The organism is Kitasatospora sp. NPDC049258, assembly GCF_040678895.1.
GTDB lineage: Bacteria > Actinomycetota > Actinomycetes > Streptomycetales > Streptomycetaceae > Kitasatospora.
This window is the reverse complement of the sequence record NZ_JBFAQT010000047.1, coordinates 16743-39548: the sequence shown is the minus strand read 5'-3', so window position 1 is coordinate 39548 and position 22806 is coordinate 16743. Positions and strand designations below refer to the sequence as shown.

At 74.9% G+C, this 22806-nt stretch carries 17 protein-coding genes; 15 read left to right on the top strand and 2 right to left on the bottom strand.

Translation table 11 applies throughout. The features are described 5' to 3' along the window. The first annotated feature begins 195 nt into the window (after positions 1 to 195). The 8 genes from AB0K43_RS27800 (at position 196) to AB0K43_RS27765 (ending at position 8555) form a co-directional block, all read left to right on the top strand. Positions 196 to 831 (top strand): response regulator, encoded by a 636-nt coding sequence (locus tag AB0K43_RS27800; protein WP_363644465.1) that lies wholly within the window; start codon positions 196 to 198, stop codon positions 829 to 831. A 163-nt stretch (positions 832 to 994) separates the two neighbouring features. Continuing rightward, positions 995 to 3673, top strand: coding sequence for a DNA translocase FtsK (locus tag AB0K43_RS27795; protein ID WP_363644455.1), 2679 nt, complete (start codon positions 995 to 997; stop codon positions 3671 to 3673). Between the two features lie 342 nt (positions 3674 to 4015). Then, positions 4016 to 4804: a helix-turn-helix domain-containing protein gene (locus AB0K43_RS27790; RefSeq protein ID WP_363644453.1), complete on the top strand. Its 789-nt coding sequence runs from the start codon at positions 4016 to 4018 to the stop codon at positions 4802 to 4804. An 86-nt stretch (positions 4805 to 4890) separates the two neighbouring features. Then, on the top strand, positions 4891 to 6396 hold the full coding sequence (rimO, locus tag AB0K43_RS27785; protein WP_363644451.1) for a 30S ribosomal protein S12 methylthiotransferase RimO: 1506 nt from the start codon (positions 4891 to 4893) through the stop codon (positions 6394 to 6396). Continuing rightward, entirely contained in the window at positions 6393 to 7031 is a 639-nt protein-coding gene (gene pgsA, locus AB0K43_RS27780) for a CDP-diacylglycerol--glycerol-3-phosphate 3-phosphatidyltransferase (protein ID WP_363644449.1), read from the top strand. Before rimO ends, pgsA begins: the two co-directional genes overlap by 4 nt. Next, entirely contained in the window at positions 7028 to 7513 is a 486-nt protein-coding gene (locus tag AB0K43_RS27775) for a CinA family protein (RefSeq protein WP_363644447.1), read from the top strand. Before pgsA ends, AB0K43_RS27775 begins: the two co-directional genes overlap by 4 nt. Positions 7514 to 7798: 285 nt before the next feature. Beyond that, the gene (locus tag AB0K43_RS27770; RefSeq protein ID WP_363644445.1) at positions 7799 to 8167 is read left to right on the top strand and encodes a helix-turn-helix domain-containing protein; all 369 of its coding nucleotides are present in this window, start codon (positions 7799 to 7801) and stop codon (positions 8165 to 8167) included. Positions 8168 to 8219: 52 nt separating this feature from the next. Then, positions 8220 to 8555, top strand: coding sequence for a hypothetical protein (locus tag AB0K43_RS27765; protein WP_363644443.1), 336 nt, complete (start codon positions 8220 to 8222; stop codon positions 8553 to 8555). A gap of 33 nt (positions 8556 to 8588) precedes the next feature. On the opposite strand, the gene AB0K43_RS27760 is transcribed toward AB0K43_RS27765, so the two are convergent. Next, positions 8589 to 13247, bottom strand: coding sequence for an ATP-dependent helicase (locus AB0K43_RS27760; RefSeq protein ID WP_363644441.1), 4659 nt, complete (start codon positions 13245 to 13247; stop codon positions 8589 to 8591). A 224-nt stretch (positions 13248 to 13471) separates the two neighbouring features. Between AB0K43_RS27760 and AB0K43_RS27755 the strand changes: the two genes are divergently transcribed. The 7 genes from AB0K43_RS27755 (at position 13472) to rny (ending at position 21063) form a co-directional block, all read left to right on the top strand. Then, positions 13472 to 15004, top strand: a complete 1533-nt coding sequence (locus tag AB0K43_RS27755) for a S8 family serine peptidase (protein ID WP_363644439.1) — start codon at positions 13472 to 13474, stop codon at positions 15002 to 15004. Positions 15005 to 15179: 175 nt separating this feature from the next. Next, positions 15180 to 15773 carry a GNAT family N-acetyltransferase gene (locus AB0K43_RS27750; protein WP_363644437.1) on the top strand — a complete coding sequence of 198 codons (594 nt, stop codon included), beginning with the start codon at positions 15180 to 15182 and terminating at the stop codon, positions 15771 to 15773. Positions 15774 to 15780: 7 nt separating this feature from the next. Further along, positions 15781 to 15975: a DUF3046 domain-containing protein gene (locus AB0K43_RS27745; RefSeq protein ID WP_363644435.1), complete on the top strand. Its 195-nt coding sequence runs from the start codon at positions 15781 to 15783 to the stop codon at positions 15973 to 15975. Positions 15976 to 16157: 182 nt separating this feature from the next. Continuing rightward, positions 16158 to 17309 carry an AI-2E family transporter gene (locus tag AB0K43_RS27740; RefSeq protein WP_363644433.1) on the top strand — a complete coding sequence of 384 codons (1152 nt, stop codon included), beginning with the start codon at positions 16158 to 16160 and terminating at the stop codon, positions 17307 to 17309. Between the two features lie 136 nt (positions 17310 to 17445). Continuing rightward, entirely contained in the window at positions 17446 to 18543 is a 1098-nt protein-coding gene (recA, locus tag AB0K43_RS27735; protein WP_363644431.1) for a recombinase RecA, read from the top strand. Between the two features lie 4 nt (positions 18544 to 18547). After that, entirely contained in the window at positions 18548 to 19444 is an 897-nt protein-coding gene (locus AB0K43_RS27730; protein ID WP_363644429.1) for a regulatory protein RecX, read from the top strand. Positions 19445 to 19668: 224 nt separating this feature from the next. Beyond that, positions 19669 to 21063, top strand: coding sequence for a ribonuclease Y (gene rny, locus AB0K43_RS27725; RefSeq protein ID WP_363644427.1), 1395 nt, complete (start codon positions 19669 to 19671; stop codon positions 21061 to 21063). A gap of 46 nt (positions 21064 to 21109) precedes the next feature. On the opposite strand, the gene AB0K43_RS27720 is transcribed toward rny, so the two are convergent. Beyond that, positions 21110 to 22786 carry an FAD-dependent monooxygenase gene (locus tag AB0K43_RS27720; RefSeq protein ID WP_363644425.1) on the bottom strand — a complete coding sequence of 559 codons (1677 nt, stop codon included), beginning with the start codon at positions 22784 to 22786 and terminating at the stop codon, positions 21110 to 21112. Positions 22787 to 22806: the final 20 nt, after the last annotated feature.

The window sequence follows — 22806 nt, the reverse complement described above, 5'->3', positions numbered from 1 at the left end:
CGTTGCGAACAGTGACCGGATGGTGACACGACGCTCAGTGCGGCCTGCGCTCGCGCGGCGCTTCCCCGGGGCGGCCACCGGCCGGATCGTGCCAAGCGATGTGGCGGGCGAGGGGGTACGGCTAGCATGACCGGGGCAGTGGTGAGCGGCACGCGGGTGCCGTCCCTCGGAAGACAACCGGCAGGAGGGCGGGTCCTGGTGCAGAAGGCGAAGATCCTCCTGGTCGACGACCGGCCGGAGAACCTGCTGGCGCTGGAGGCGATCCTCTCGGCGCTGGACCAGACCCTGGTGCGCGCCTCGTCCGGCGAGGAGGCGCTGAAGGCCCTGCTCACGGACGACTTCGCGGTCATCCTGCTGGACGTGCAGATGCCCGGGATGGACGGCTTCGAGACCGCCGCGCACATCAAGCGCCGGGAGCGGACCAGGGACATCCCGATCATCTTCCTGACCGCGATCAACCACGGGCCGCACCACACCTTCCGCGGCTACGCGGCCGGCGCGGTGGACTACATCTCCAAGCCCTTCGACCCGTGGGTGCTGCGCGCCAAGGTCTCCGTCTTCGTCGACCTCTACATGAAGAACTGCCAGCTCAAGGAGCAGGCCGCGCTGCTGCGCCTGCAGCTGGAGGCGGGCGAGGCGGCCAGCCTGGGCGGCCCGCTGCTGGGCGAGCTGTCGGCCCGGCTGGCGGCGGTCGAGGAGCAGGCCGAGGCGCTGACCAAGCAGTTGGACGACTCCGACGAGCCGGGCGCCGCGGCGACCTCCGCGCACCTGGAGCGCAAGTTGGCCGGCCTGCGGGCGGCCCTGGACGCCCTGCGCCCCGGCGCGAGCTGAGCTCCGCACCACCCCTCGCGCTCCGGTGCGCCCCGGGGCGTGCGCGCCGATGACGCCCCGTTCGGTGATCGACTGTCAGGCGTTCAGGTGTTCGGCGACACGCCGCCCGGCCCCGGGGTCCGGGCATGGGCACCCGTACCGGCCGCCGGTAGGCTGCTGACCCATGGCCACACGTACGCCCGGCAGCGCGGCACGCAACCCGAAGCCCGGGCCGGCCAAGAAGGCACCGGCCGGGAAGGCACCCGCGAAGGCGCCTGCCAAGACGGCTGCGCCCGCCAAGAAGGCCGCGGCGCGCAAGACCGCCGCCAAGCCCCCGGCGGCCCCGCCGCCGCCACCGCCGCGCCCGATACTCTTCCGCGCCGTCCGCGCCGTCTGGCTGGGTCTCGCCCATGCCGTCGGCGCGGTCTTCCGCGGCTTCGGCGACGGCGCCAAGAACCTGCACCCGGCGCACCGCAAGGACGGCGTGGCGCTGCTGCTGCTGGCGCTCGCCCTGGTAACCGCGGCCGGGACCTGGTTCAGCCCGCAGGGCTGGCTCGGCGAGGCCGCGACCGACGTGGTCTCCGGCCTGTTCGGCCGGCTCGACGTGCTGGTCCCGTTCCTGCTCGGCGGGGCCAGCGTCCGGCTGATGCGGCACCCGGAGGTGCCGGAGGCGAACGGGCGGATCCTGATCGGCCTGAGCACCCTGGTGGTCGGCGTGCTCGGCCTGGTGCACATCGGCTGCGGTGCGCCCGGGATGGGCAGCGGCGCGACGCGGATACGGCAGGCCGGCGGGATCCTCGGCTGGGCCGCGTCCACCCCGATGATGGCCGCCGCCGGACCGCCGCTCGCCGTGCCGCTGCTGCTGCTGGTCGCCTTCTTCGGCCTGCTGGTGCTCACCGCGACCCCGGTGAACCGGATCCCCGAGCGGTTGCGCCAGGCCGGGGTCCGGCTCGGGGTCGTCGAGCCGGACCCCGCGGAGGACGGGCCGGCCGGCGAGGGCGCCCGGGCCGCCCGGGAGTTCTCCACCGAGCCGCCCGAGGACGCCGACCCCGACGCGCTGCCCTTCACCATCGAGGGCACCGACGGCGAGGAGCCCGCCGGCCGCCGCGGCCGCCGGCGCCGCCGCGCGCAGGAGGCGGCGGACGCCGTCTCGTTCGAGAAGGACCCGCAGGCCGACCCGTTCCAGACCCGGGACATCGCCGCCGGCGTGGCCGCTGACCTGGACGGCGCGCTGACCTGGGGCGTGCCCGGGACCCCTGCCGTGGCGAGCATGATCCACCAGGTCCGGGACAACACCGCACCGCCGGAGGACCCGGCCGTGCCGCCGGCCCGCAGCGCCGGCGCACCGGAGGGCCACGGCCCGGCCCCGGCCCGGATGGAGCAGCTCCAGCTGGCCGGCGACATCACCTACACGCTGCCGCCGCTGGACCTGCTGGACCACGGTGCCCCGGCCAAGGCCCGCTCCAAGCTGAACGACGAGGTGGTCGCCCAGCTCACCGGGGTCTTCACCGAGTTCCGGGTGGACGCCCGGGTCACCGGCTTCACCCGCGGCCCGACGGTCACCCGCTACGAGGTCGAGCTCGGCCCCGCGGTGAAGGTCGAGCGGATCACCGCGCTGGCCAAGAACATCGCCTACGCGGTGGCCAGCCCGGACGTACGGATCATCAGTCCGATCCCCGGCAAGTCCGCGGTCGGCGTCGAGATCCCCAACCGGGACCGCGAGATGGTCAACCTCGGCGACCTGCTGCGCTCGCGGGCCGCCGCCGAGGACGGCCACCCGATGGTGGTCGGCATGGGCAAGGACGTCGAGGGCCACACCGTGATGGCCAACCTCGCGAAGATGCCGCACATCCTGGTCGCCGGCGCCACCGGTGCGGGCAAGTCCTCCTGCATCAACTGCCTGATCACCTCGGTGCTGGTCCGGGCCACCCCGGACGAGGTGCGGATGGTGCTGGTCGACCCCAAGCGGGTCGAGCTGACGGCGTACGAGGGCATCCCGCACCTGATCACGCCGATCATCACCAACCCCAAGAAGGCCGCCGAGGCCCTCCAGTGGGTGGTGCGCGAGATGGACCTGCGCTACGACGACCTGGCGGCCTTCGGCTTCCGGCACGTGGACGACTTCAACGCGGCGGTGAAGGCCGGCACCGTCCAGCCGCCGCTCGGCAGCGAGCGCGAGCTGACCCCGTACCCGTACCTGCTGGTGATCGTCGACGAGCTGGCCGACCTGATGATGGTCGCCCCGCGCGACGTCGAGGACTCGGTGGTGCGGATCACCCAGCTGGCCCGGGCTGCCGGCATCCACCTGGTGCTGGCCACCCAGCGGCCCTCGGTGGACGTGGTGACCGGTCTGATCAAGGCCAACGTGCCCTCCCGGCTGGCGTTCGCCACCTCGGCGATGGCCGACTCCCGGGTCATCCTGGACCAGCCCGGCGCCGAGAAGCTGATCGGCAAGGGCGATGCGCTGTTCCTGCCGATGGGCGCCAGCAAGCCGGTCCGGATGCAGGGCGGGTTCGTCACCGAGGCCGAGATCGCCAAGGTGGTCCAGCACTGCAAGGACCAGATGACGGCGGTCTACCGGGAGGACGTCACGGTCGGCGGCGGCCCGAAGAAGGAGATCGACGAGGAGATCGGCGACGACCTCGACCTGCTGATCCAGGCGGCCGAGCTGGTGGTCTCCACCCAGTTCGGCTCCACCTCGATGCTCCAGCGCAAGCTGCGGGTCGGCTTCGCCAAGGCGGGGCGGCTGATGGACCTGATGGAGTCGCGTGGGATCGTGGGGCCGAGCGAGGGCTCCAAGGCCCGCGACGTGCTGGTCACACCGGAGGAACTGGACGGCGTGCTGATCACCCTTCGGGGCTGACCAGCTGGCGTTTCACTCGTTCGGAGGAACCTCGTTCGGAGCGGTATGACCGGTGGGAACCGGGGCAGACGACCGGGCGTCCATCGAGGCACGGACGCCCGGGGGCCCGGCCGGGCTGATCGCCCGTCAGCGGGTGGTGGGCCCGGGATGCCCGTTCGGGCCCGTCCGCTTGAGAAACGTTCCGGCCCCGCCCCTAGACTGTCTTCTCAGCAGGTGGCCAACGCTCGAAAGGCGCGCCCAGTGACCATCGGCAAGTCCCCTCGTCGTGACAGCCAAGACTCTTCCGCTTCCCGTGCCGTCCCCGGGCAGACCGGGTCCGGCCAGTCGACGACGGAGCCGTCCGTGGTCGAACCTTCGGCCCCGGAGCCGCCCAGCATCGGGCGGCTGCTCGCCGACGCCCGGGTCGCCGCCGGCCTGACGGTCGACCAGGTCAGCGCGGCCACCCGGGTCCGGGTACCGATCGTGCACGGCATCGAGGCGGACGACTACGGCCACTGCGGCGGGGACGTTTACGCCCGGGGCCACATCCGCGCGCTGGCCAAGGCCGTCGGCGTCGACGGCGAGCAGCTGGTCGCCCGGTACGACGCCGCCCACGGCGGTGCTCCCGGCCCCCGGCGGGCCACCCAGCTGCTCGACACCGGCCCGATCAAGGTGACCGACCACCGGCGTCCCAACTGGACCGCGGCCATGATGGTGGCCATCGCGGCCGTGGTCGCCCTGATCGGCTTCAACCTGTTCACCGACGACTCCGGCGTGGCCGGTGCCGGCGCGGCCAGCGAGCCGCTGCCGAGCACCGCCGCCGCCCCGGTGACGGCCTCCGCCCAGCCGCCCGCCCCGGCCCCCAGTGCCGCGATCGCCGCCGCCCCGGTCGACAAGGTCACCGTCAAGCTGGTCGCCGAGAAGGACAAGAGCTGGGTCACGGCCAAGGACGGCAAGGGCAAGTCGCTGTTCTCCAACAACCTGGACGCCGGCCAGGACCAGACCTTCACCGACCCCGCGAAGATCACCCTGGTGATCGGCAACGCGGGCGCCGTCCACGTGTACGTCAACGGCAAGGACCTCGGTCCGGCCGGCACGGACGGGCAGGTGGTGCATCTCACCTACACCCCCGGTGACCCGCAGGCGGGCTGAGCCGGGAAGGGCCCCAGGGCCCGACGATCAAGGCATACGGGCTCCGGGGCGAACGGCACCGGGGCCCGCGCGTTAATCTTGGCGTCATGCCTGAACCCCGCACTGTCGCCCTGGTCACGCTCGGATGCGCCCGCAACGAGGTCGACTCCGAGGAACTCGCCGGGCGACTGGAGGCCGATGGGTGGCGGCTGGTCGACGACGCCGCCGACGCCGACGTCGCCGTGGTCAACACCTGCGGGTTCGTCGAAGCCGCCAAGAAGGACTCCGTCGACGCCCTGCTGGAGGCCAACGACCTCAAGGGCCACGGCCGCACCCAGGCCGTGGTGGCCGTGGGCTGTATGGCCGAGCGCTACGGCAAGGAGCTCGCCGACGCCCTCCCCGAGGCCGACGGCGTGCTCGGTTTCGACGACTACAGCAACATCTCCGACCGGCTGCAGACCATCCTGTCCGGCGGCCACCACGCCTCGCACCTGCCGCGGGACCGCCGCAAGCTGCTCCCGCTCAGCCCGGTGCAGCGCCAGGACGCCGCCGCCGAGGTGGCGCTGCCCGGCCACGGCGCCCCCGAGGACCTGCCGCAGGGCGTCGCCCCCGCCTCCGGCCCGCGCACCCTGCGCAAGCGCCTCGACGACAACCCGGTGGCCTCGGTCAAGCTGGCCTCCGGCTGCGACCGGCGCTGCTCCTTCTGCGCCATCCCGGCCTTCCGCGGCTCGTTCATCTCCCGCCGCCCCTCCGACGTGCTGAACGAGGCGGTCTGGCTGGCCGAGCAGGGCGTCCGCGAGGTGGTCCTGGTCAGCGAGAACAACACCTCGTACGGCAAGGACCTCGGCGACATCCGGCTGCTGGAGACGCTGCTGAGCGAGATCGCCGCGGTCGAGGGCGTGCGGCGGGTCCGGGTCAGCTACCTGCAGCCGGCCGAGATGCGGCCGGGCCTGATCGACGTGATGACCGGCACCCCCGGCGTGGTGCCCTACTTCGACCTGTCGTTCCAGCACTCCGCCCCGGCGGTGCTGCGCCGGATGCGCCGGTTCGGCTCCACCGACCAGTTCCTCGGTCTGCTGAAGACCGTCCGGGACAGGGCGCCGCAGGCCGGTGTCCGGTCCAACTTCATCGTGGGCTTCCCCGGCGAGACCGAGGAGGACTTCGCCGAGCTGGAACGGTTCATCAGCGCGGCCGGCCTGGACGCCATCGGCGTCTTCGGCTACTCGGACGAGGACGGCACCGAGGCGGCCGGCTTCGACGGCAAGCTGCCCGAGGACGTGGTGGCCGACCGGCTGGCCAAGCTCTCCCGGCTGGCCGAGGAGCTCACCGCGCAGCGGGCCGAGCAGCGGATCGGCGACGAGGTCGAGGTGCTGGTCGAGTCGGTCGAGGACGGCGTGGTCGAGGGCCGGGCCGCCCACCAGGCGCCCGAGACGGACGGCCTGACCACCCTGCTGGGCGTCGAGGACGCGGTGGTCGGCCGCTTCTACCGCGCCCGGGTGACCGGTACCGAGGGCGTCGACCTGGTGGCGCAGGCGCTGCCGGCCGAGGACGGCACCGCGGCCGATGCCGACGCCGAGGCCGGCCGCTCCGAGCACGCGGGAGCCGGAGCATGACCAACGGGCCGGGCGCCCCAACCACGGCCGGTCCGGACCGGCCGACGGCCGCGCTGCCGCCGCCTCCGGGGATCTGGAACATCGCCAACGTGCTGACCATGGTCCGGCTGCTGCTGGTGCCCGTGTTCATCGCGCTGCTCTTCGCCGACGGCGGCCACAACCCGAAGTGGCGCGCGGTGGCCTGGGCCTCCTTCGCGATCGCGATGATCACCGACCTGTTCGACGGTGAGCTGGCCCGCCGCAAGGGCCTGATCACCGACTTCGGGAAGATCGCCGACCCGATCGCCGACAAGGCGATCATGGGCGCGGCGCTGATCGGCCTCTCCGTCCTGGGCGACCTGCCCTGGTGGGTGACGGCGCTCATCCTGGCGCGCGAGCTCGGCATCACCCTGATGCGCTTCTGGGTGATCCGCTACGCGGTCATCCCGGCCAGCCGGGGCGGCAAGCTGAAGACCCTCACCCAGGGCATCGCGGTCGGCATGTACGTGCTGCCGCTGACCGGCTGGCTGGCCACCGCCCGGGCCGTGCTGATGGCGGTCGCGGTGCTGCTCACGGTCGGCAGCGGGCTGGACTACGTCCGCCAGGCGGTGCAGCTGCGCCGGGCGGGCCGGGCCGAGGAGCGGGCGGCCCGGTGAACGGCGCGGCGCAGCGGCTGCACGCGGCCCTGCGGGCCAGGGGCGCCACCCTCGCGGTGGCCGAGTCGCTGACCGGTGGGCTGCTGGCGGCGGAGCTGGTGGCCGTCCCCGGTGCCTCGCTGACCTTCCGGGGCTCCGTGACCGCCTACGCCACCGACCTGAAGGCCTCCGTGCTCGGGGTGGACGAGGGCCTGCTGGCCGTGCACGGCGCCGTCCACCCGGTGGTGGCGCGTCAGATGGCCGAGGGGGTCCGCCGGCTGCTGGGGGCCGACTACGCGCTCGCCACCACCGGGGTGGCCGGCCCCGACCCGCAGGACGGGCAGCCGGTCGGCGCCGTGCACCTCGCACTGGCCGGACCGGCGGGAACACGGGTGGCCTCGCCGCTGTTGTCAGGGGACCGTGCCACAATCCGGCAGGCCTCGGTGACGGCGTCGCTGGAGCTGCTGCTGGAGCACCTAGCGGCCACCGGGCCGTCCCGCTGAGGTTTGCTGAAATCGCTGAACTGGCCGCCTCGTCGGGAGGATCGTGTTAGACCGGATGCCCTGGTTGGGCAGATACCAGCCAGGGGACGTGCGCCGCGGCCCCGGCCGGACGCCCCGGAAGGGGAACCGACGGGGTCCGACCGGGGTCCTTGCGGGGAACAGACAGGGGAGGGGGCAGCCTTGCAGCCCAGAGTGAACACGACCATGGTCCCCGCACACGATGCGGGCAAGGCGGTACGGTGGGGACGTGACATCTCGATTCGCAGTCCGAGGAGGGAGGCACCGATGATCCTGCTCCGTCGCCTGCTGGGCGATGTGCTGCGTCGGCAGCGCCAGCGCCAGGGCCGCACACTTCGCGAGGTGTCGGCAGCTGCCAGGGTTTCGCTCGGCTATCTCTCCGAGGTGGAGCGGGGGCAGAAGGAAGCCTCCTCCGAGTTGCTGTCCGCCATCTGCGACGCACTGGACGTCCGGATGTCGGAAGTCATGCGCGAGGTCAGCGACGAGCTCTCGCTCGCCGAACTTGCGGCGATGGCCACCCTCTCGGAGGGTGATCTGCTGAGGCCGGTCCTCGAACCGGTGTCGCTGCCGGCTCCCGGGGTCGACCGGGCCACCATCGCGCCCAAGGCTGCCGCCATGGACGTGGTAGCGGCCTGACCCGGTCTCGCCCTCCCCGTGCCCCGCGCGGGGCCGAGCGGAGGAGGCCGGAGTGCGTAGAGCGTGGTCGGTGGGCAAGGCCGCCGTACGGGCGGTGCTCCGGCGCACGGCCGGACGGCGCGGTCCCCGGTGGGCCGCGCTGCTGTTGATCCCGGGCCTGGTGTGCTGGCTGCTGCTGACCGGCGGGGCCGTCGGGGTCGGTGGCGCCGCCCTGGGCATGCTGGCCGGCGGCTGGGGCCTCGGGCTGGTGCCCGTGCACAGCAACCGACTCCTGACCGGGGTGCGCCGACGCCCGCCACCCGGCGCCGTACCCCTCGATGCACCCCTCGATCCGCCGGAGCCCGCGGCCGCGGTGACCCCGATGGCGGACGGCTCCGCCGGGACCTGACGGACTCGCGGAAACCTGCCGGGGCGGCCCGGCTCAGCCGCGCAGCCGGTAGCCGCGCGGTGTGGGGTGGAAACCCGCCTCCTCCAGCGCGGGGCCGAGGGGCGAGGTCAGCGCCGGCTCCCCGTTCGCCCGCTCGACCGTCACGCTGCCCAGCGCGCCCGCCCGGACGGCCTCGCCGAGCGCGGCCATCGCGGGCGCGCTCTCGCCCCAGGCGAGCAGCGACTTGCCACCCCGCTCCACGTACAGCCTCAGCTCCCCGTCCACCAGGACGACCAGCGCCCCCGCCTTCCGGCCCGGCCGGTGGGCGGTGGCGCCCGTCGCGCGCTCGCCCGCGGCGGGCGGCTCGGGCCACGGCAGCGCGGCGCCGTACGCGTTGGCCGGGTCGGCCGCGGCCAGCACCAGGACCTGCGGCGGCTCGGCCGGGGCCGCCGACGGCCACTCGGCGGCGGCGACCCGCTCCAGCCGGCCGCTCACCGAGCGCAGCCGGTCGGCCGCGCCGTCCATGGCGAACTGGGCGCCGCCCAGGCCCTCCACGAAGTAGCCCCGGCGGGCCCGGCCGCGCTCCTCGAAGGCGGACAGCACCCGGTAGACCCCGGCGAAGCCGCCGGGCACCCGCTCGGCGGCGACCGCGCCCCGAGTGAGGATGCCGTGCCGGTCCAGCAGGCCCTGTGCCTGGGCGGCGGCCCGGGCGGTCGGCTCGGTGGCGTACTCCGGCAGCAGCGACCAGCGCCCGGCCGTGGTGGGCGGCCCGGAGCGCAGCGAGCCGGGGCGGCCGAGCGCCCGCCCGGCGCCGCCGTACCGGCCGCGCGGGGTGGCCCGGGGCGCCCGGTGGGCGGTGGCGCCGGCGGTACGGCCGGAGCCGAGCAGGGCGCGCAGCGGGGCCAGGGTGTCATTGGTGACGTACCCCGCCCAGAGCAAGTCCCAGAGCGCCTCGACCAGCTCGGCCTCGGGGGTGTCGGGGGTGCGCTCGGCCAGCTGGCGGAAGAACAGGCCGTAGCCGCCCGCCAGGGCGTCCAGCAACGCGGTGTGCACCGGGGTCATGGCGGGCGGCACGGGCTCGGGGCGCACCAGGTGGGCGTCCTGGGGCAGGTGCAGGCCGATCCAGCCGTCCTTGCCGGGCAGGGCGCCGGCGCCCGACCAGCCGATCTCGCCGGCGGCCATGAGCTCGTCCAGCAGGCCGGGCGTGTAGTCGGCCAGCCGGGCCGGCAGGACCAGCTTCTCCAGCGCGGAGGCGGGCAGGGCGGTGCCCTGGAGCTGCTCGACCACCCGGAGCAGGCCGTCCGGCCCGCGCAGGCGGTGGCCGGCCAGGTGCTGCCACTGCGGCAGGAAGGCGGCCAGGGCGCGGGGCGGCACCGGCTCGACCTCGTGCCGCAGCGCCGCCAGCGAGCGGCGGCGCAGCCTGCGCAGCACCTCGGCGTCGCACCACTCGACGGTCGCGGTGTGGCCCTCCACCGGCCGGAACTCGCCCTGCACCAGGCGCCCGCCGGCCGTCAGCCGGTGCAGGGTGCCGACCACCACGGCGGTGCCGAGGCCGAAGCGCTCGGCCGCCTCGGCGGCCGTGAACGGGCCGTGGGTGCGCGCGTAGCGGGCCAGCAGGTCGCCGAGCGGGTCCTTGACCGGCTCGGTGAAGGCCTCCGGCACGCCGACCGGCAGCGGGGTGCCCAGCGCGTCGCGCAGCCGCCCGGCGTCCTCGATCGCGGACCAGCGCTGCTCGCCGCCGATCCGGACCTGGATCACCCGGCGTGCGGCCTCCAGCTCCAGCGCCCAGAGCGGCTCGGCGCCACGGGCGGTCAGCTCGGCCTCGCCGAGCGGGCCGAGCAGCCGCAGGGCGTCGGCGACGCCCTCGGCGTCCTTGATCCGCCGCTCCGGGGTGAGCCGCTGCAGCTCGGCCTCCAGCTCGGCGAGCACCGCCGGTTCCAGCAGCTCGCGCAGCTCGGCCTGGCCGAGCAGCTCGGAGAGCAGCCGGGAGTCCAGCGACAGCGCGGCGGCCCGGCGCTCGGCGAGCGGTGAGTCGCCCTCGTAGAGGAACTGGGCGACGTACCCGAACAGCAGCGAGCGGGCGAACGGGGACGGCTCCTGGGTGGTGACCTCGACCAGCCGGACCGCCCGGGACTCCAGATCCCCCATCAGCTCGGCCAGGCCCGGCACGTCGAAGACGTCCTGCAGGCACTCCCGGACGGCCTCCAGCACGATCGGGAAGGAGCCGTACTCGGCGGCCACCTCCAGCAGCTGGGAGGCACGCTGGCGCTGCTGCCAGAGCGGGGTGCGCCGGCCGGGGCTGCGGCGCGGGAGCAGCAGGGCGCGGCCGGCGCACTCGCGGAAGCGGGAGGCGAACAGGGCCGAGCCGCCGACCTGGTCGGTGACGATCTGCTCGATCTCGGCCCGCTCGAACAGGACGGCGTCGGCGCCGACCGGGGCCTCCTCGGTGGTAGGGCGGTCGCTGGGGAAGTCGAGCAGGTCGGCGTCCGGCAGGCGGAGCACGATGCCGTCGTCGGCGTGCATGACCTGCGGGTCCAGGCCGTGCTTCGCGCGCAGCCGGGCGCCGACCGCCAGCGCCCAGGGGGCGTGCACCTGGGCGCCGAACGGGGAGTGGATGACGATCCGCCAGTCGCCCAGCTCGTCGCGGAAGCGCTCGACCACGATGGTGCGGTCGTCCGGCAGGTGGCCGCAGGCGGTGCGCTGCTCGGCCAGGTACCGCAGCAGGTTGCCCGCCGCCCAGTCGTCCAGGCCGGCCGCCTTCAGCCGCTCGGTGGCGGCCTCGGGGGCCAGGGCGCCCAGCTCGCGGACGAAGGCGCCCAGGGCCCGGCCCAGCTCCAGCGGGCGGCCGAGGGTGTCGCCCTTCCAGAACGGCAGCCGCCCGGGGATGCCCGGCGCCGGGGTGACCAGGACCTTGTCGTGGGTGATGTCCTCGATCCGCCAGGAGGTGGTGCCCAGGGTGAAGACGTCGCCGACCCGGGACTCGTAGACCATCTCCTCGTCGAGCTCGCCCACCCGGCCGCCGCCCTTCTTCGGGTCCGTCCCGGCGATGAAGACGCCGAACAGGCCGCGGTCGGGGATGGTGCCGCCGGAGGTGACGGCGAGTCGCTGGGCGCCCGGGCGGCCGGTGACCGTCCCCGCCACGCGGTCCCAGACCAGCCGGGGCCGCAGCTCGGCGAAGGCGTCCGAGGGGTAGCGCCCGGCCAGCATGTCCAGGACGGCGTCGAAGGCGGACTGCGGAAGGGTGGCGAAGGGCGCGGCCCGGCGGACCACGGCGAGCAGCTCGTCGACGTCCCAGGTGTCCAGGGCGGTGATCGCGACCAGCTGCTGGGCCAGCACGTCGAGCGGGTTGCGCGGGATCCGCAGGGCCTCGATCCGGCCCTGGCGCATCCGCTCGGTGACCACCGCGGACTGGACCAGGTCGCCCCGGTACTTCGGGAAGAACACACCGGTGGAGACGGCGCCGACCTGGTGGCCGGCGCGGCCGACCCGCTGGAGCCCGGAGGCGACCGAGGGCGGTGACTCGACCTGGACCACCAGCTCGACGGCGCCCATGTCGATGCCGAGCTCCAGGCTGGAGGTGGCCACCACGGCGGGCAGCCGGCCGGCCTTCAGCTCCTCCTCGACCAGGGCGCGCTGCTCCTTGGAGACCGAGCCGTGGTGCGCCCGGGCGAGCACGGGCGGTGCGCCGGCGGCCGCGCCGGAGCCGCCCATCAGCTGGGCGGGCGCGTGCGCGGCGGGCAGCGCGGTGCCGGTGGCTCGTTCGAGGGCGATCTCGTTCAGCCGGTTGCACAGCCGCTCGGCGAGCCGGCGCGAGTTGGCGAAGACGATGGTGGAGCGATGGGCCTGGACCAGGTCGACGATCCGCTCCTCGACGTGCGGCCAGATCGAGGCGCCGCCCTGGCCGGGCAGCGCCCCCGCGCGGGCCGGGTCCTCGGCGCCGGCGGGCAGTTCGTCCAGGTCGGCGACCGGGACCACCACCGAGAGGTCGAACACCTTGGCCGAGGGCGGCTGGACGACCGCCGCGCCGCGCTGCGGGCTGAGGTAGCGGGCCACCTCCTCGACCGGCCGGACGGTGGCGGACAGGCCGATCCGGCGGGCCGGGCGCTCCAGCAGCTCGTCCAGCCGCTCCAGGCTGAGGGCCAGGTGGGCGCCGCGCTTGGTGCCGGCGACGGCGTGCACCTCGTCCAGGATCACCGTGTCGATCCCGCGCAGGGCCTCCCGGGCGGCGCTGGTGAGCAGCAGGAACAGCGACTCCGGGGTGGTGATCAGGATGTCCGGCGGGTGGGTGGTGAAGCGGCGCCGGTCGGCGGCGGGGGTGTCGCCGGAGCGGATCGCCACCTCGACCTCGGGTTCGGGCAGGCCGAGCCGGACGGCGGCCTGCCGCAGGCCGGCCAGCGGGCCGCGCAGATTGCGCTCGACGTCGACCGCGAGGGCCTTGAGCGGCGAGATGTAGAGCACCCGGCAGCGGCGCTTCGGGTCGGCGGGGGGCGGGGTGCTGCTCAGCCGGTCGAGTGCGGACAGGAAGGCGGCCAGGGTCTTGCCGGAGCCGGTGGGGGCGACCACCAGGACGTCGGTCTGCTGCCCGATCGCGGCCCAGGCCCGGCTCTGGGCCTCGGTGGGGGCGTCGAAGGCGCCGGTGAACCAGGCCCGGGTGGCCGGGGCGAAGCCGGCCAGCGGGTCGTCCGGGGCCTGGGGATCGTGATGCGGCGCCATGCCCCCATGGTGCACGCCGGCACTGACAGCGGGTGGCGCCGGGCGCCGCGCGGCGGCCGTGCGGGGGCGGGGGCGGCCCGGTGGTGGTGGGCGCAATCCGGCGGGCCGAGTCGGACATTCTGACCATATGGTGATGATTCAGACGGTGGTCCGGGTCGTTCCGGACCACTCCGGGTCATCTCCGGATCCCCCCGCGGACCGGTCCGACGAGCGGAGACCGCACGATGGAGCAGGTGAGCCCGGCCGGCGCGGACCTTGCCCGGCACCGTCGCGGCCCGGCCCGCATCCTGCTGGCCATGCTGGTGACCGCGCTGCTGCTCGGCGGCGCCGTGCCGTACGTCGCCGGGTCGGCGGGCGGCTACCTCAGCTATCTGGTGCTCGCCGACCGGCAGGACGCCCAAGGGGCGGGGCTCGCCGCGGACCAGGCCCGGGCGGCCGGCGGCCAGGTGGTGCAGGACTACCCGCAGATCGGGGCGGTGCTCGCGTACGCCACCGGCGCGTTCGCCGAGCGGCTGCGCGGCCGGCCGGGGATAGCCGCGGTGGGCGCCACCCGGACGGCACCCGTGCCCGGGCCGCCCAGGCCGGTGGACGGCATCGGCGACTTCCGTCCGGCCGCGGACAGCACCGACGACTCCACGGCGACCGTGCCCGACCCGGCCGAGCAGAGTGACTGGAACCTGGCCATGATCGGCGCCACCGAGGCGCCGACCCGGTTCGCCGCGCTGCTGCGCGCCCCCGGGCTGACCCGGACCGCCGCCCGGACGCCCGGTGCGCCGCCGCTGCCCTCGGCCCAGGCGCTGCGCGGCGTGCTGGTCTCGGTGCTGGATTCCGGGGTCGACGACACCCATCCGGACCTGCGCTCCGCCGTCGATCCGGGCGCCTCGGCCTCCTGCGCCGACGGGCGCCCCGACGCCCGGTACGGGGCCTGGCGGCCGGACCCGGGGGTGACCGAGAGCGGGCACGGCACCCATGTGGCCGGCATCGTCGGCGCGTCCCGCGACGGGCACGGCGTCACCGGCGTCGCCCCCGGCGTGCGGATCGCCGCCGTCCGGCTGCTCGGCCCGCTCGGGCAGTACTACGCGGAGAACATCGTCTGCGGGATGCTCTGGTCCGCCGACCACGGCGCGAAGGCCGTCAACGACAGCTACTTCGCCGACCCGTGGAAGTACAACTGCCCCGAGGACCCGGACCAGGCGGCGCTGATCGCGGCGGTCGGCCGGGCCGTGGCCTACGCCCAGCGGCAGGGCGCGGTGGTGGTCGCCTCGGCCGGTAACGACGGCCAGGACCTCGGCGCCACCAGGCCCGATCGGCGCAGCCCCAACGACCGGCTGACCGGACCGGCCCAGGACCGGCTGCTGGGCGCCGAGTGCATCCGGCTGCCCGGTGAGCTCCCGGGCGTGCTGACGGTGAGCGCCGTGGACCGCCGCGGCCTGCCGGCCGGCTACTCCAACTACGGGCGCGGCCGGATCTCCATCGCGGCTCCCGGCGGCGACCCGGACGGCGGCGCCCAGGGCGCGATCGTCTCGGACTGGCCCGGCGGTGCGTACGCGGCCCTGGCCGGCACCTCGATGTCGGCCGCGCACGTCACCGGGGCCGTGGCCGTCACCGCTGCGGCGCACCCCGGCTGGGGGCCGGACGAGGTGGTCGACCGGCTGACGGCCGCCGCCGCGGCCGGCTGCCAGCGCACCGTGTCCGTCTGCGCGGATCCGGCCTACCGGGAGTACTACGGCGCCGGGGTGCTGGTGCTGCCGGACTAGCCGCTCTCCGGACCGGCTACTCTCCGGACCGGCCACTGTCCCGACGGGCCGCTCGCCGTACCGGTCACTCGCCGTACCGGTCACTCGCCCTACCGGTCACTCGCCGTACCGGCCGATCGCCCGGCGGCCGGAAAACCGGCGGCGGGCCCGGTGGCGGCCGGGGCAGGATCGGCCCATGAGCGTTCACCTGACGACCGAGCGGCTGGTGCTCCGCCGGTTCACCGCCGCCGACGCCGATCTGCTGGTGGAGCTGGACTCCGACCCCGAGGTGATGCGCCACCTCAGCGGTGGTCGGGCCACCCCGCGCGAGGTGGTGGAGCGGGAGCTGCTGCCGGGGTACCTGGACGAGTACCGCCGCCACCCCTCGTTCGGGCACTGGGCCGCGCTCGACCGCGCCGGCGGGGAGTTCCTCGGCTGGTTCGAGTTCCGCCCGCACCCCGGCGGGCCGCCGGGGGAGGTGGAGCTCGGCTACCGCCTGCGGCGCGCGGCCTGGGGGCGGGGGTACGCGACCGAGGGCGCGCGGGCGCTGATCCGGCGGGGCTTCGCGGAGCTCGGGGTCGAGCGGGTGTTCGCCACCACGATGGCCGTCAACCTCGGCTCCCGGCGGGTGATGGAGAAGGCCGGGCTGCGGCTGGTCCGCACCTTCCACGAGGACTGGCCGGAGCCGATCGAGGGGGCCGAGCACGGTGATGTGGAGTACGCGCTGGAACGGGCCGACCGGTGCGGCGGGCCCGGCGCGGCGGCCGGGCGGTCGGGCGGTCCGGGATAATGGCGGTATGAGGCTGACCGAGTTCTGGCGACGGATGCACGAGCACTTCGGCGCGGGCTACGCCGAGTCGTTCGCCCGGGACCACGTGATGAGCGAGCTCGGTGGGCGGACGGTCGAGCAGGCGCTGGCGGCCGGCTGGGAGGCCAAGGACGTCTGGCGGGTGGTCTGCCAGACCCAGGGGGTCTCGGCGCTGCTGCGCTGACCGCGGCCGCGGGCCGTCCGAGGGCGGCCCTCGACGCTCCCGGGGGGAGCTCAGGGCCCGGTTTCGCCCGGTCGATGGGTGAGACTGTCCCGGTGGTCAGCAGCTCAGAACTCCCGCAGAATCCGGATCCGACGCCTGCGCAGCAGGCCCCCGCAGGCCGTACCAGGCTGACCGGCGGGGCGATGCCCAGGTGGTTGCCGAAGGCGATGGTGCTGGCCCTGGTGCTGGTCGGGCTGTTCCAGCTCGCCGACTGGGCCTTCCACCAGCTGATCGACCTGTTCGTGATGCTGCTGGTGGCCTTCTTCCTCTCGCTGGCGATGGAGCCCGCGGTGGACCGGATGGCGGCCCGCGGGGTGCGCCGCGGGCTGGGCACCTTCCTGGTCTTCATCGGCCTGGCGGTGGCGGTGGCCGGCTTCCTCGCGGCGCTCGGCACCCTGCTGGTGGACCAGGTCAGCCAGGTCGCCGGCCGGCTGCCGCACCTGCTCGACAACCTGATCGGCTGGATCAACCGGACCTTCCACCAGCACCTCTCGCTGGACCAGCTCCAGCACCAGGTGCTGACCGACTCCGGCACCATCGAGAAGTACGCCCAGCAGGCCGCCGACAACGTCTGGGGCGTCTCCAGCACGGTGATCGGCGGCCTGTTCCAGGCCTTCACGGTCGGCCTGTTCACCTTCTACTTCACCGCCGACGGCCCACGGGTGCGCCGGACGGTCTGCTCGCTGCTGCCGCCGGACAAGCAGGGCGAGGTGCTGCGGGCCTGGGAGATCGCGCTCGCCAAGACCGGCGGCTACCTCTACTCCCGGGCGCTGCTGGCCCTGGTGTCCACGGTGGCGCACTGGATCATGTTCCAGATCCTCGGCCTGCCGTACGCGGTGGCGCTGGGCGTCTGGGTCGGCGTGATGTCGCAGTTCGTGCCGACCATCGGCACCTACATCGCCGGCGCGCTGCCGGTGCTGGTGGCACTGACCGTGCAGCCCTCGGACGCCTTCTGGGTGCTGGCCTTCGTGATCGTCTACCAGCAGATCGAGAACTACCTGCTGCACCCGCGGATCACCGCGCGGACGGTGGACGTGCACCCGGCGGTGGCCTTCGGCTCGGTGATCGCGGGGGCGGCGCTGCTGGGCGCGGTGGGGGCGCTGATCGCGATTCCGGCCGCCGCGACCCTGCAGGGCTTCGTCGGCACCTACGTCCGCCGGTACGAGGTGACCACCGATCCGCGGATCGACCGGGGGGTGGCCTGGCGGGAGCGCCGGCGGCTGGCCGCCCGCCGGCTGCGGCGGATGGTGGGCGCGCCGGAGGCGGAGGAGGGGCCGGAACAGGGGTCCGCGTGAGGAATCGAACGCCTGTTCCCTATACTCGGGGCGGCGAGTTTTCCACAGGCGGAGCCCGGTCGGGGCCGATTGTCGGTGGGACGCGCTAGCGTCGAGGACGATGAAGCGCACAGCACAGAACCCGAGGGTGGAAGCCATGGCAGCAACGGACCGCGAGAAGGCTCTTGAGAACGCGCTCGCCCAGATCGAGCGGCAGTTCGGCAAGGGCTCGGTGATGCGCCTCGGCGACCAGGCGCGGACCCCGATCGACGTGATCCCCACCGGATCGACCGCACTCGACGTCGCGCTCGGCGTCGGCGGCATCCCGCGCGGCCGCGTGGTCGAGATCTACGGCCCGGAGTCCTCGGGCAAGACCACCCTGACCCTGCACCTGGCGGCCAACGCGCAGCGCCTGGGCGGCACGGTCGCCTTCGTCGACGCGGAGCACGCGCTCGACCCGGAGTACGCGCGCAAGCTCGGCGTGGACACCGACGCCCTGCTGGTCAGCCAGCCGGACACCGGTGAGCAGGCGCTGGAGATCACCGACATGCTGATCCGCTCCGGCGCCGTCGACCTGATCATCATCGACTCGGTGGCGGCGCTCGTGCCGCGCGCGGAGATCGAGGGCGAGATGGGCGACTCGCACGTCGGTCTGCAGGCCCGGCTGATGAGCCAGGCGCTGCGCAAGATCGCCGGTGCGCTCAACCAGTCGAACACCACCGCGGTCTTCATCAACCAGCTTCGCGAGAAGATCGGCGTGATGTTCGGCTCGCCCGAGACCACCACCGGTGGCCGCGCGCTGAAGTTCTACGCCTCGGTGCGGCTGGACATCCGCCGGATCGAGACCCTGAAGGACGGCACCGAGGCGGTCGGCAACCGCACCCGCGTCAAGGTGGTCAAGAACAAGGTCGCCTCGCCCTTCAAGCAGGCCGAGTTCGACATCCTCTACGGCATCGGCATCAGCCGCGAGGGCGGCCTGATCGACATGGGTGTGGAGCACGGCTTCATCCGCAAGTCGGGCGCCTGGTACACCTACGAGGGCGACCAGCTCGGCCAGGGCAAGGAGAACGCCCGCAACTTCCTGCGGGACAACCCGCAGCTGGCCGACGAGATCGAGGCCAAGATCAAGGGCAAGCTCGGCATCGGCCCGAAGACCGAGACCCCGGCCGAGGGCGCACCGGCGGCCGCCGTCGAGGCCCCTGCCGCCGCGCCCGCCAAGGCCGCGGCGAAGAAGACGGCGGCGGCCAAGGCCTGAGCCGTTGACGTACCACCCCGATGACCGGTCGCCGGGCCGCTCCGAGGAGCCCGGTGACTGGGGGCCGCCCGACTGGTTCGCCGCCGCCGCGGAGCCGGAGGCGGCGCCGGAGCCGCAGCCGGATCTCGCGCCGGAGCGGGCGTTCGACCTCTCGGAGCTGACGCCCGCCTCGCAACTGCCCGGCGGGCGTCGGCGTCGGCGCTCCGCGATCGCCGAGGAGAGCGGCGCTGATGCGGGCGCGGGTGTCGGCGCGGACGCCGGCGCCCCGGCGGCGCCGTCGGACGTCGAGCCGGCGCCGGGGGCACGCCGGCAGCGCCGCTCGGAGCGGCGCCAGGAGCGCGCCGCCGCCGATCCCGTCGCCGATCCGGCCGAGTCCGCGGACCCGGAGACCCGGGCGCGGGAGATCTGCCTGCGCCTGCTCACCGGCGCCGCCAAGACCCGTAAGCAGCTGGGTGACGCGCTGCGGCGGCGGGAGATCCCCGAGGAGGTGGCCGAGCAGGTGCTCGACCGCTTCGAGGAGGTCGGGCTGATCGACGACGGCGCCTTCGCCGAGGCCTGGGTGGACGCCCGGCAGGGCCGCCGCGGGCGGCGGGCGCTGGCCCAGGAGCTGCGCACCAAGGGGGTCGCCGGCGAATTGGTCGAGCGGGCCGTGGCCCAGGTGGACGACGAGGACGAGACCGACTCGGCGCGCGCCCTGGTCGACCGCAAGCTGCGCAGCACCCGGGGGGTCGAGCGGCAGGCCCGGATCAGACGGCTGGTCGCCATGCTGGCGCGGCGCGGCTACCCGGAGGGCCTGGCGTTCCGGGTGGTGCTGGCGGCGCTGGCCGACGAGGGGGCGGACGGGGCCTCGGGCGGGGGCTCGGGTGGGGCGGAGCAATCCGGTCACGGCGACGACTGGTGACATCGGCTCAGGTCACCGAAGTCAACTCTCGATCGCATCTTGACCGTTTCGTAACCTGCGCCTAGCCTCGCAAGCAGTGAGGGATCATCCCGATCATGCCGATGACGTGCCGGGCACGGCCTCGGCCGGAGTCGGTTCCGTGCAGCAGTCCGCCCCGCGGGCCCCCGGTCGGTCCCTCACCGCCGCCACGGCAGAGTGTGCGCAGGGACGGGGGAGTGAGTCGGATGACGATCGCGACTGAAGCCGGTTCGGGGCCCGTCATGCTGGTGGCCGGGCTGGTCCTGGCGCTGGCCCTGTGTCTGGTCCTGGCGGCCGGCTGGCTGATGCTCCGCCAGCGCCGGGCCGAGCTGGACCGGCGCGAGGAGCGGCTGGCGGCCGAGCTGCGCCGCCTGCACCTGCAGGAGGACGAGTTCGCGACCCGCTCGGCCGAGCTGGTGGTGGCCCAGGCGGAGCTGCGGGAGCTGGAGACCGGGCACCGGCAGGCGCTGGAGCGGGTGGCCGGGCTGACGGCGCGCCAGGCCAGGGCGGAGCTGATCGGCGAGCTGGAGACCGAGGCCAGGCGGGAGGCGGCGATGACCGTCCGGGAGCTGGAGCGGCAGGCCAGGGCCGAGGGCGAGCTGCGGGCCCGGGAGATCATCGCGGTCTCGGTGCAGCGGCTCGCCGCGGAGCAGACCGCCGAGTCGGTCACCACCGTGTTCCGGCTGCCCAACGAGGACATGAAGGGCCGGGTCATCGGCCGCGAGGGGCGCAACATCCGGGCCTTCGAGACCGTCACCGGGGTCAACCTGATCGTGGACGACACCCCGGGAGTGGTCCAGCTCTCCTGCTTCGACCCGGTCCGCCGGGAGGCCGCCCGGCTGACCCTGGAGGTGCTGGTCGGGGACGGCCGGATCCAGCCGGCCCGGATCGAGGAGGTCCACGAGCGCAGCCGGGCCGAGATCGAGCGGCTCTGCCTGCGGGCCGGGGAGGACGCGCTGCTGGCCGTCAAGCTCGACGAGATGGCTCCGGAGCTGGTCCGCGCGCTGGGGACGCTGCGCTACCGGACCTCGTACGGGCAGAACGTGCTGGGGCACCTGGTGGAGTCCGCGCAGCTGGCCGGGATGATGGCCGCCGAGCTGGGGGTGCACCAGGGGCTGGTGCGGCGGGCGGCCCTGCTGCACGACATCGGGAAGGCGCTCAGCCACGAGGTGGCGGGCAGCCACGCGGCGGTCGGCGCCGAGTTCGCCCGGCGGCACGGGGAGTCGCCCGAGGTGGTGCACGCGATCGAGGCGCACCACGGTGAGGTGGAGCCGGGCACGGTCGAGGCGGTGCTGGTCCAGGCCGCGGACGCCTGCTCGGGCGGCCGGCCCGGGGCCCGGCGGGAGTCGGTGGAGACCTATGTGCGGCGGTTGGAGCGGCTGGAGGAGATCGCCCTCGGGTACGACGGGGTCTCCAAGGTCTTCGCGATGCAGGCGGGGCGCGAGGTGCGGGTGATGGTGCAGCCCGAGGTGGTGGACGACCTGCGGGCGCAGGTGATCGCGCGTGAGGTGGCCCGGCAGGTGCGGGAGGAGCTCACCTACCCCGGGCAGATCAGGATCACGGTGGTGCGGGAGAGCCGGGCGACGGAGTTCGCCCGCTGACCGGGTGACCGGCGGGCGGCCGGGAGCTCGCCCGCCGGTCGGGCGCTCAGCTCTCCGCGCCGGCCAGCGAGGCCGGCCCGCCGCGCGCGCCGTCGGCGAGCGCCAGCAGCGCGTCGGCGCGACAGCCCTGGGTGGTGCCGACCAGGTGGCCGTCCGGGCGGATCAGCAGCACCGTGTGCGGGTCCGCACCCGGGTACCGCTCGGTGACCAGCACCTCGGCCGGCACCGGCAGCGCCGTCGCGACCTCGGCCAGCCGCGGCATCAGCCCGGCCCCGAGCCAGTGCTGCGAGGCCCACACGGCGGTGCCGGGCGCCACCAGCAGCAGCAGGAACCCGCCGCCGAGGCGTGCGCGCAGCTGGTCGCCCGCGCCGTCCATGGTGACCACCGGCAGGTCGGGCACCAGCACGCCGGGCGCGGTGGCCGGCAGGCTCTCGGTGAGTGAGGTGCCCCGGCCCGGGCCGCGCTGCACGGGCACCCGGCCGGGCACCCCGGAGGGCGCCGCGGGGTACGCCGGCGCGCCGCCGAACCGGCCGGTGCCGAGCTGGCCGTCCGCCAGCAGCGGCGCGTGCTTGCGGAAGGAGCCGGTGAGCAGCGAGCGCCGGGTCTGCTGCCAGCCGCGCAGCGGCCGCAGCAGCGGCATGGTCTGGTCGACCGCGCGGAGCCGGGCGCCGACCGCGCCGCGCCGCTCGGTCTCGTAGCCGTCCAGCAGCGAGCCGCCCGGCTGGGGCCCGCCGGCGTGCAGGTGCCAGGCGAGGGCGAGCCGCCAGGCGAGGTTCTCCGCGTCGCGCAGCCCGTCCGCGAGGTTCTGCATGCCGAGGGCGCCGTGCAGGTGGGCGGCGTCGCCGGCCAGGAAGCAGCGGCCGGAGCGGAACCGGGCGGCCAGCCGCTGCTGGGCGGTGTGGTCGGCGGCGGCCAGCAGCTCGTAGCGGGGGAGTTCGCCGCACCAGCCGGTGAGGGTGGCCTTGACCCGGGCGAGCAGGGTGTCACCGGTGACGATGCCGGGCCAGGTGGCGTGCGGGTCGATCGGCTCGCTGGGCTGGGGCCGGCCCGGGGGCAGCCGCCAGTCGAGCCGCCACAGGCCGTCCGGGAGCGGCCGGGCGCAGGCCTCGCGGTCGCCGCGCCAGGGTGGTTCGCGGTGCAGCCGCGCCTCGCCGGCGAACGGGAGGTCGACCCGGACGGTGGCCATCGCGTGCCGGTCCACCGCCGGCCGGCCGGGGAAGCGGATCCCCAGCAGCCGCCGGACGGTGGAGCGGGCGCCGTCGCAGCCGACCAGGTGGCTGCCGCGCCACCAGGTCCTGGTGCCGTCCTGGACGTGCTCGGTGCGGATGCTGACGCCGTCCCGGTCCTGCTCCAGCTCGACCACCCGGCTGAGCGGGACGAGCTGGATCAGCGGGGTGGCGGTGACCGCGTCCCGCAGCCCGCGCTGCAGGCGGTGCTGGGCGAGGTGGAGCACCGGGGAACGGTCCAGCGGCAGCCGCAGCACCTCGGAGCGGCGGCGCCAGATGGTGAAGGCGTCCCACCGGGCCGCGTCCGACTCGGCCCGGGTGTAGCCGAGCCGGCCGAGGAAGGCGGTGGTGTCGCTGCCGAGCACCACGGTGCGCGGGCTCTCCGGGCAGAGCCCGGCGCCCTCGTCCAGCACGATGCTGGGCACCTCGTTGCGGGCCAGGGCGAGGGCCAGGGCCAGGCCGACCGGCCCGGCCCCGACCACGATCACCGGGTCCACGTCGGGACCTCCGCCCGGCG